We start from the raw sequence: 10,431 nt of genomic DNA, 5'->3' as shown, positions 1-10,431 counted from the left end.
AAAGACAAAAGCCCTTAAGTGATTATTACTGTATCTCAAATCCTATAATTGTTTAAGTGCTTGTTTTATAAGTTGCTCTGTAGTAGCATCTGGCTGGTTTGATAAAATTTTATCCACCACTTTTTGTGCTTGTTTGCGCATATATCCTAAGGTTTCTAATGCAGATAACGCTTCTTCTCTTCCAGTATTGCTTGCCACAACTGTTAATTGTGGGTTATCGAGCACTTGTAGAATTTTATCTTTTAAATCTAGAATAACTCTCTGCGCTCCCTTTGCTCCTATTCCCTTAACACTTTGAATAGTTCTCACGTCACCAGAAGCTATAGCCTGCGCAATTTGATTAGGGTCCAGACTAGACAACATCGTCCTAGCGGTATTTGCTCCTATACCAGAAACAGAGAGTAATAATTTAAAAACTTCTCTCTCTGTTTTTTCTATAAAACCGAACAAACGGTGCGCATCTTCTCTAATTAGTTGATAAGTAAACAATTTAATTAGTTCTCCTTCTGGAATTAAAGAATAAGTGTGAAGAGATATCTCTACTAGATAACCTACACCACCACAATCTATAACCACATCGGTCATATTTTTTTCCACCAGTTTTCCTTGAAGTTGCGCAATCATTAATTAACAGTTTTTAAGAAATCAAATGTAATAAAATATACCCTACTAATTGGGGTATTACTCTTTCCTATTAGCGTGCTTTTCTTTTTGTTGTGCATCGATAACTGCGACCGCAGACATATTTACTATTTCATCTACACTTGCTCCTAACTGAAGTATATGAACTGGTTTTTGCATACCCATCATGATAGGACCTATCGAGTCGATATTATTGAGCTCTTTAAGCATTTTATAAGTACTATTAGCACTTTCTAGATTAGGAAAAATAAGTGTATTTACTTTTTTACCAGCTAGTTTTGAGAACGGAAACTTGCTTTGCAACAAATCTGCATTAAGGGCAAAATCTGTTTGCAATTCTCCATCTACAACTAGATCTGGATAGTACTGATGTAAGTACTTAACGGCGTCTGTAACCTTAGTCGCATGTGGGTGAGAAGAAGATCCAAAGTTAGCGTAAGAGGTCATCGCTATCACTGGCGAGACTCCGAACATGCTGGCCGTGCGACCAGTCATTTGCGCGATTTTTGCAAGCTCTGACGCATCTGGATTAATATTTATAGAAGTATCTGACACAAATAATGGGCCTCTTGCGGTAATCATTAAATTAGTCGTTGCTATTTTATCCACACCAGGTGCTTTTCCTATAATCTCCATCATAGGTCTTACAGAAATGGGATAAGATTGCGCTACACCAGTGATTAATGCATCTGCATCACCTAGTTTTACCATCATTGCAGCAAAGTAATTGCGCTGTCTAACGGTTTTACCAGCATCAAATTCTGTAATTCCTTTTCTTTTTCTTAGTTTCCAAAATTCCTGCGCATATCTATCTCTACGTGCTTTCTCCTCGTCAGACTTAGGGTCTATAATTAAACAATCTTGATCAAAGCCTATGTCTTCCATAAGTTCTTCAATCATATCGCGACGTCCTAAAAGAATAGGAATAGCGATACCTTCTTCTAACACGATTTGTGCAGCTTTAAGAACATCTATATTATCTGCCTCGGCAAATACGATTCTCTTAGGATTAATTCTAGCACGGTTAAGCAGTAGACGTACTAACTTATTATCAGATCCCATGCGGCTAAGCAATTGCTCCTCGTACTTATCCCAGTCAGTAATAGGTTCTTTTGCTACTCCACTTTCCATAGCTGCTCTAGCTACCGCTGGCGGGATAGTAGCTATCAATCTAGGGTCAAATGGTTTAGGAATAATATAATCTCTACCGAAAGCAATTTTCAACTCTCCATATGCGATATTCACTTGTTCTGGAACAGGCTCTTTAGCTAGTTGTGCGATAGCTTTAGTAGCTGCCATTTTCATCTCTTCATTAATTTTAGTAGCTCTAACATCTAGCGCACCTCTAAAAATGAACGGAAACCCTAGAACATTATTTACCTGGTTAGGATGGTCGCTCCTCCCAGTAGCCATAATGATATCTTCTCGAGAGGCCATAGCGAGGTCATAATCTATTTCTGGAGTAGGATTTGCCATTGCAAACACGATAGGCGACTCATTCATGGATTTTAACATATCTCCATCTACTATATTTCCTACAGAAAGACCTAGGAATACATCAGCATTTTTGAGAGCCGCTCTTAGATCTACCTTAGGCTTATCAGTAGCAAACTGCATTTGCTCGTTTCCTAGATTTACCCTATCCTTTGTAATAAGACCATCCACATCAAACATCATGATGTTTTCTTTTTTTGCACCTAGTGTTACATATAAACTAGTGCATGAGATGGCTGCGCTACCAGCACCAGAAATCACAATTTTTACCTCTTCGATTTTCTTACCAGCTAGTTCTAATGCATTTAAAAGCGCTGCACTAGATATGATAGCTGTACCATGCTGGTCATCATGCATTACCGGAATATCCAGCTCTTCTTTTAATCTTCTTTCTATTTCAAAAGCCTCTGGAGCTTTTATATCTTCTAGGTTTATCCCTCCGAAGGTAGGCGATATATTTTTAACCGTTTGAATAAATTCTTCTACATTCTTAGTATCTACCTCTATATCAAAACAATCCAGATCTGCAAATATTTTAAAAAGCAATCCTTTTCCTTCCATTACTGGCTTAGAGGCTTCTGGACCTATATCTCCTAGACCTAAAACAGCAGTACCATTAGAAATTACAGCGACTAGATTTCCCTTTGTCGTGTACTTGTAAACGTTTGCTTTATCCTTTGCAATTTCTAGACAAGGCTCTGCCACCCCAGGGCTATAAGCCAGTGCTAGATCTCTCTGACTGCTATATTTCTTAGTAGGTACTACTTTTATTTTTCCTGGTGTAGGCTTTGCATGATATATTAGCGCCTCTCTTCTTTTACTTTCTTCACTCATAAATCCGATAGAATTTTTCGTAAAACAAAGATAGCGCTTATGTTTCACTATGCATTTGAGAAGTGGCTAATATTGTACTTTCCTTACTAGACTTTAATTATATTGTAGTTATGGAAAGGTTCATTTTCTCGCTTTCGCGAAAGCGGAATCAAACAAAGCACCTTTTTAATTTCCAGATCTTTTACTAAATATAAGCTGTGCATTTTTAGGTTTTAATGTAATTAAAGGATGGTATTCAATAACATCGTTAACTGGTTTTATATCAAAACGTTCTAACATTCTCGCTAGGACCAGTATCATTTCAAACATGGCAAAATTATTCCCTACACACATGCGAGGTCCGGCACCGAAGGGGAAATAAAATTCTCTATACTTCTTTGCCTTATCAGACATAAAACGGTCTGGATCAAATTGATCTGGTGCGTCCCATAAATCTTTGCGGCGGTGCATTTCATAAAAAGAAATCAACCATATACTACCCTTTTCTATTACTATATCCTCACACCTATCTGACTCTAGCGCTACACGATCTGTCACATATGCCGGCGGATAAAGACGTAATGTTTCTTCTACACACTGTTTTAGGTACGGCATTTTCATAAGTCCAGGCAGGAGGTTTTCCACATCAAGATCTCCCAATTCTAGTCTTGCTTTTATTATAGTCTCTGGGTGATGGGCGAGCAATTGCGTAGCAAAGCTCAATGCATTTGCCGTAGTCTCATGACCAGCTATAAATAGCACGAGAATCTCGTCTACTAACTGATCGTCCTTCATATAAGAACCATCTTCATAGGTGCTATGAAGCAACATATCTAATAAATCTCCAGGTTCTTTATCGCTGAGACGTCTGTTTTTTATGATTGCTAGTAATAAATTGCGCGCTTCTTCTATTTCTGATAGCGCATGAGGAATACTGTTTTGCCCTGATAACCATTCTCTATCAAAATACCATTTCATCCATGGGATACGCAATTCTTTAATAAGCATTTTTTGTGCATGCTCTGTTATCTCCTGTAGCCGATTTATTTTTTTATCCAGATCATCAATATCATTTAAGTCAAAGAGACTACGTGCTACCACTTTAAAAGCAAGGTCATTACATATGGAGTACACATCAGTTATCTTATCTACTTCAATACGATCTAACTCTTCATTAATAACCGCATCCATAGTTTGCATAAGCAGGGCTATGGATTTTTTATAAAAGGCAGGCTGTATTAATTTTCTATTAGCTTTCCATTTCTCACCGTTTTCAGTTAGCAAACCGTGACCTATGTACTTACCTAAATCATCTGTTTGTAAAGAGGACTTATGAAAATTCTTTTGATTTTTTTGAAGTATGTGTTGGGTTAGCTTTTCATCACAAGTAAAATGGATCATAAGACCGGGCTTAGGACTTAACTTAAAGGTATTCCCATATTTATGAAAATTTTCTCTGTGAAATGGTAACGGATCCTTATAAATCTCCAGAGATTTAGAAAGAAAAGTAAGCGCCGGTATTTGTTCTATCTTTCTCATGGGTTATTCAAATAAACCACCTATACTATTCAACTTATTACGTCCTAAGTGCTTGTAGGCATTTTCTGTGACTTCTCGACCTCTAGGAGTCCTAATAATAAAGCCTTGTTGTATTAAAAAAGGTTCATAAACTTCTTCAATGGTTTCAGCACTTTCTGATACAGCGGTTGATAAAGTAGTAATACCAACAGGACCACCCTTAAATTTATCGATTATAGTGGTTAGAATCTTATTATCCATTTCATCTAGACCATGAGCGTCTACATTAAGCGCTTCTAGAGCATATTTAGAAATTTTCATGTCTATTCTCCCATCGCCCTTAATTTGCGCAAAATCACGAACTCTACGTAACAAGGCATTTGCAATACGAGGAGTACCACGACTACGCCCAGCAATCTCAATAGCAGCATCATGATCTATGGGCATTTTAAGGATTTCGGCACTACGTATAACGATAGTAGATAAAAGCTCAGTAGTATAATATTGTAATCTGGAGGCAATCCCAAATCTAGCCCTCATAGGCGCAGTAAGAAGTCCTGACCTAGTTGTAGCACCTATTAATGTAAATGGAGCAAGGTTTATCTGTACAGTACGAGCATTAGGACCTGTCTCGATCATAATATCAATCTTATAGTCCTCCATAGCACTATAAAGATATTCCTCTACAATAGGGCTTAATCTATGAATCTCATCAATAAACAAAACATCTCTCTCATCTAGATTAGTAAGTAAACCAGCAAGATCTCCTGGCTTATCTAAAACAGGACCAGAGGTTACTTTAATTCCTACACCGAGCTCATTTGCTAAAATATGGGCTAGTGTTGTTTTACCTAATCCTGGAGGACCATGAAAAAGAGTATGGTCCAGTGCTTCTACACGACCATTTGCAGCTGCAACAAATATTTTTAAATTTTCCAACACCTGATCTTGGCCTGCAAAATCGTCAAAGGATAAAGGACGTAGTGCTCTATCTACGTCATGCTCTTCGTTAGAAAAATGACTTCCGTTAGGATCTAGATTTTCATTCATATACCAAAGATACTACTCATAGAGCAGCCCTTATGAATGTAATACGAATAATAATAAAACAAATTCAACGAGTTACCATTTTACCAAAACAAAATAATGTAAACCTAAAAATAAGCTAGCTAATAAAACCATGCGACATGAAAAAATAAGTAACAAAAATAAATGATTAAAAGCATCAAATAAACCATTAATAGACCTAGTACCATCCATGTTAACGAGTGTTTACAGCATAGCAACGATGCAAAAAGAAAAGCAAAAACTCTGTAGTAGCGAACTTGTACTAATAAACTCAATAAGTAACCTCTACAAATAAGTAAAGTACGTACAAATTAAGTAGTAAAAGAGAATACGAAATAAGGTCTTAAAATGAAAAAAGAATCAAGAAAACTACCATCAAAACTGAGCCTATATTTTAACATCATAAGATGGTATTATACAGCAAATAAATACGGGCAAAAAGCAGTTAACTGTATCTCAAGTAGATATAACTACGGAAAACTATAAGAACTAGAAAACAACTTATAGCGATAAGAATTAAACTATAGAAACAAAAATGCCGCCCTTTAGGCAGCATTTTTACTTCTATGTTATTTTAATGATTCATCTCTTCTTCACCTTCCTGTAAAGGAATATGCTGGGGAGCATAATCTTGACCTGCAATGACATACTCTCCATCTTCATTTACCTTACTGTAATCGTAAGACCATCTGTACACGGTAGGAATAGGCCCAGCCCAGTTACCATGAATATGAGTATCTCCCGTAGTCCATTCTAGAGTATTAGATTTCCATGGATTAGCAGGCGCCTTCTTACCATAAAATATAGACTTTACAAAATTGTAAACGAAGAACAATTGCGCTAATGCCGTTGCTATTGCAAAATAAGTAATCAACTTATTAGTATCTGCAAGGTCATCAAAGTAAGGGAAATTAGTGTTTGTATAATAACGTCTAGGTAAACCAGCCATACCTACAAAGTGCATTGGGAAAAACACACCGTAAGCTCCTATTGCAGTAAGCCAGAAGTGTACATAACCTAAATTCTTATTCATCATACGGTTGAACATCTTAGGGAACCAATGGTAAACCCCAGCAAACAAACCATATAATGCTGATATACCCATTACCAAGTGGAAGTGAGCAACAACGAAATATGTATCATGAACATTAATATCAAGCGTACTGTCTCCTAATATGATACCTGTAAGACCTCCAGTGATAAAAGTAGATACAAGACCTATTGAAAACAACATACCTGGATTCATTTGCAAATTACCTTTCCATAAAGTGGTTATGTAATTAAAGGATTTAACAGCCGAAGGAATGGCAATAAGTAATGTCGTAAATGTAAATACAGAACCTAAGAAAGGATTCATACCAGAAACAAACATATGGTGACCCCATACAATCGTGGAAAGGAAAGCAATAGCGAGTATAGATGCTATCATCGCTCTATAACCAAAGATAGGCTTACGCGAATTAGTTGCAATAATTTCAGATGTAATACCCAAAGCTGGAAGCAATACAATGTAAACCTCTGGGTGACCTAAGAACCAGAACAAGTGTTCAAATAATACTGGAGAACCACCTTGATGAGCTAAAACTTCACCTTTAATGTAGATATCTGATAAAAAGAATGAAGTACCAAAACTCCTATCCATTATAAGTAGTAATGCAGCTGCAAATAAAACTGGGAATGAAACCACACCAATAATTGCAGTAACAAAAAATGCCCAAATAGTTAAAGGAAGACGTGTCATAGACATTCCCTTTGTTCTAAGATTTATAACTGTAACTATATAATTAAGAGAACCTAAAAGAGAAGACGCAATAAAGATAGCCATAGAAACTAACCATAATGTCATACCTAAACCAGAACCTCCCATAGCCTCAGGTAACGCACTTAAAGGTGGATAAATAGTCCAACCAGCAGCAGCAGGCCCAAGCTCTACAAAAAGAGAACCAATCATAATCACAGCTGAAAGGAAAAATAACCAGTAAGAAACCATGTTAAGGAACCCAGAAGCCATATCTCTTGCTCCGATCTGTAATGGAATCAAAAAGTTTGAGAACGTACCACTCAGACCGGCAGTAAGAACAAAAAAGACCATTATAGTACCATGAATAGTAACTAATGCAAGGTACATATTAGGATCCATGACACCATCTGGTGCCCATTTTCCTAAAAGAGCTTCAAAAATTAAATTAGGTTCGCCAGGATTAGCAAGCTGCATTCTCATTAACACAGACATAGCGATACCGATCACACCCATTAGGAGACCAGTTATAAGATATTGCTTAGCAATCATCTTATGATCTGTGGAGAATATGTATTTAGTTACAAAAGTTTGCTTATGATGGTGGTGTTCCTCATCATGTCCCTGATCTGCAGTAACAGCTATTGATTGTGCCATATTTCTAGTTTTCAGCGTTAGCTAAAGTTGTTTCAAAAGTTTGTTGTGTTTCTAACCATTTATTGTAGTCTTCTTCACTTTCTACTACAATCTTAATTTGCATATTATAATGAGAAGCGCCACAAATTTTATTACAAAGAAGATAGTACTCAAAATCATATGGATCCAGTGCCACATCTCCTTCATCTACTAACTCTTTACTTTTTTGTCGTCTTATTTCATTAATCTTACGAACTTTTTTAGTCATAAATTCAGTTGCCTTATAATCCTCAGAAGTTACTGTTGGAGTAAATTTAAACTGAGTGACCATACCAGGAACCACATTCATTTGTGCTCTGAAATGAGGCATGTATGCAGAATGTAATACGTCTTGACTTCTAAATTTAAAAATCACAGGTCTGTTAACAGGTAAGTGCAGTTCAGAACTCACCTTATCATCCATACCATCTTTATCTGTAGGGTCGATACCGATAACATTCTGACCCTCTTTAAAACGTACATTTGCATCTCCTAAAGTATTATCCTCACCGCTGTATCTTACTTTCCAGCCGAACTGATATGCATAAACTTCAACGATTAATGGGTCGTCGTCCGTATTAGCATCCATAATATCATTCCATGAAAAAAGACCCCAAAGAATTAAACCTGCCAATACAACAACCGGAATTGCAGTCCAGATGAACTCAAGTCTATCATTATCCGCATAAAATAAAGCCTTCTGACCTTTTCTACCATAGTATTTATAAGAAAAATAATGAAGAAGACCCTGAGTTAAAACTTGTACTACCATAATAACCACAGTTGTAAGTAGTAATAAGTTATCATAATCTGCTCCATGTTCAGATGCCGCATCTGGCAAGAAGTAATCTTGATATCCCACGAAACATGCAATCATCATAACATACATGGCGATTACAAACAAAAGCATCATTTGCCCTTGACGTTTATTATCAGCGTCGTTTGCTACTTCTGCTGCCTCAACATCGTGTAAAGGTGATTTACCTAAATTAACAATTTTTGTAATTTGCCATACCGAGATCGCAAAAAGGGCTGCTATAAATATGATAAGAAATGCTGTCATTACAGTAGTTTTCTATGGGTTTTAATAATGGAAATGTTTACTCTCTCCTACGTAAGGATCACCTTTAACTAATAAAGGAGCTTTAGATATCGTATGGAATATATAAAAGATAAATAGACCAGCAAAAAATAAGAAAGAACCTATTTCAGGGAAACCTATAAACCAAGACTCACCTACCGTAGAAGGCATCACCATAACATAAATATCTAGATAGTGACCGATAATAATAAATAAACCGGCAGTTACTACAAACCAATTGATACGTTTAAAGTCAGAATTCATAAGGATCAATAATGGGAACAAGAAGTTGATAGCAACCATACCGAAGAAAACAATATTGTAATCTTCAATACGAGTAACGAAGTAAGTTACTTCTTCAGGAATGTTAGAATACCAAATCAACATGAATTGTGAGAACCACAAATAAGTCCAAAAGATACTAATACCAAACATGAATTTAGCTAAATCATGAATATGAGAATCGTTTACAAATTCTAAGTAACCTTTAGATTTTAAGAAAATAGTAACCAGAGCAATCGTAGTAATAGCTGAAACGAACATACTTGCGAAAACATACCAACCAAATAAAGTTGAGAACCAGTGAGGATCAAAACTCATAATCCAGTCCCAAGACATAATAGATTCCGTAACGATAAAGAATACAAGGAACATAGCACTGTGCTTAAAGCCTTTTTTGTACCAAGAAATGTCACCATCAACAGCCTCATCTTGCTTTAAACCAAATTTTCTAATGTTCCATCTATAAATATTCCAACCTACAATAAAAGCACCAGCCCTGAATAACCAGAAAGGAACATTTAAGAAGCCTGTTTTACCTGCAACAATTGCATCATAATTTTCATGACCTACAACATCTACACCTTCATTCATCCATATAAAAATATGATTAGCTCCTAAACCAGTAGCTAGAAGAAGGAGAAACATAATAATTCCACCTGGTAGAATATAACTACTTACACCTTCCATTACTCTAAATAAAACTGGTGACCAGCCTGCTTGTGCTGCTTTCTGAATAGCATGAAAAGCAAGAGCCCCTAGACCTATCATAAAGAAAAAGAAAGCTGCAACATAAACAGCAGACCAAGGTCTATTTTTTAATTGATGATACACATGCTCTGCATGTTCATCTTCGTGACTTACACCATGATTAGCTTCCCCATGATGTTCTTCTGAAACAGAAGACTTATGAATAGCATCATCATGAGATGCCATTGCAACCTCATGACGATCATTACTTTCTACAGCATGCCCGCCTCCGTGCGCTGCTTCATTTGCAAGCATTTCTTTAACTGCATCTTGAGAAGTTGGTACCTGCCAAAATCCTACCGCAGTTAGCAGTGCTCCTAAAATAATAAGAGAGAATGCTACAATCTTTAATTTGCTTGTTACCTTATACATA

7 protein-coding genes are annotated in these 10,431 nt (G+C 36.4%); all 7 read right to left on the bottom strand.

Features of this window, described 5'->3' with window-relative positions; translation table 11 throughout:
- Positions 1-42: 42 nt before the first annotated feature.
- The gene (ruvA, locus tag Q0838_RS02335; protein ID WP_298950789.1) at positions 43-624 is read right to left on the bottom strand and encodes a Holliday junction branch migration protein RuvA; all 582 of its coding nucleotides are present in this window, start codon (positions 622-624) and stop codon (positions 43-45) included.
- Positions 625-681: 57 nt separating this feature from the next.
- Positions 682-2,970, bottom strand: a complete 2,289-nt coding sequence (locus Q0838_RS02330; RefSeq protein ID WP_298950787.1) for an NADP-dependent malic enzyme — start codon at positions 2,968-2,970, stop codon at positions 682-684.
- 165 nt (positions 2,971-3,135) lie between these two features.
- Positions 3,136-4,488: a cytochrome P450 gene (locus tag Q0838_RS02325; RefSeq protein ID WP_298950785.1), complete on the bottom strand. Its 1,353-nt coding sequence runs from the start codon at positions 4,486-4,488 to the stop codon at positions 3,136-3,138.
- A gap of 3 nt (positions 4,489-4,491) precedes the next feature.
- The gene (gene ruvB / locus Q0838_RS02320; protein WP_298950784.1) at positions 4,492-5,517 is read right to left on the bottom strand and encodes a Holliday junction branch migration DNA helicase RuvB; all 1,026 of its coding nucleotides are present in this window, start codon (positions 5,515-5,517) and stop codon (positions 4,492-4,494) included.
- 592 nt (positions 5,518-6,109) lie between these two features.
- Positions 6,110-7,930 (bottom strand): cbb3-type cytochrome c oxidase subunit I, encoded by a 1,821-nt coding sequence (locus Q0838_RS02315; protein ID WP_298950782.1) that lies wholly within the window; start codon positions 7,928-7,930, stop codon positions 6,110-6,112.
- Between the two features lie 4 nt (positions 7,931-7,934).
- Positions 7,935-9,011 (bottom strand): cytochrome c oxidase subunit II, encoded by a 1,077-nt coding sequence (locus tag Q0838_RS02310; protein ID WP_298950780.1) that lies wholly within the window; start codon positions 9,009-9,011, stop codon positions 7,935-7,937.
- A 21-nt stretch (positions 9,012-9,032) separates the two neighbouring features.
- Positions 9,033-10,430, bottom strand: a complete 1,398-nt coding sequence (locus Q0838_RS02305; RefSeq protein WP_298950778.1) for a quinol:cytochrome C oxidoreductase — start codon at positions 10,428-10,430, stop codon at positions 9,033-9,035.
- Between the last annotated feature and the right edge of the window lies 1 nt (position 10,431).

The sequence above is a fragment of the uncultured Nonlabens sp. genome (assembly GCF_947495285.1).
Lineage (GTDB): Bacteria > Bacteroidota > Bacteroidia > Flavobacteriales > Flavobacteriaceae > Nonlabens.
This window is presented reverse-complemented; position numbering and strand designations above follow the sequence as displayed.

Coding starts and splice junctions, on each gene's coding strand:
- ruvA (WP_298950789.1), bottom strand. CDS start 624: ATGATTGCGCAACTTCAAGGAAAACTGGTGGAAAAAAATATGACCGAT.
- Q0838_RS02325 (WP_298950785.1), bottom strand. CDS start 4,488: ATGAGAAAGATAGAACAAATACCGGCGCTTACTTTTCTTTCTAAATCT.
- Q0838_RS02305 (WP_298950778.1), bottom strand. CDS start 10,430: ATGTATAAGGTAACAAGCAAATTAAAGATTGTAGCATTCTCTCTTATT.
- Q0838_RS02330 (WP_298950787.1), bottom strand. CDS start 2,970: ATGAGTGAAGAAAGTAAAAGAAGAGAGGCGCTAATATATCATGCAAAG.
- Q0838_RS02315 (WP_298950782.1), bottom strand. CDS start 7,930: ATGGCACAATCAATAGCTGTTACTGCAGATCAGGGACATGATGAGGAA.
- Q0838_RS02310 (WP_298950780.1), bottom strand. CDS start 9,011: ATGACAGCATTTCTTATCATATTTATAGCAGCCCTTTTTGCGATCTCG.
- ruvB (WP_298950784.1), bottom strand. CDS start 5,517: ATGAATGAAAATCTAGATCCTAACGGAAGTCATTTTTCTAACGAAGAG.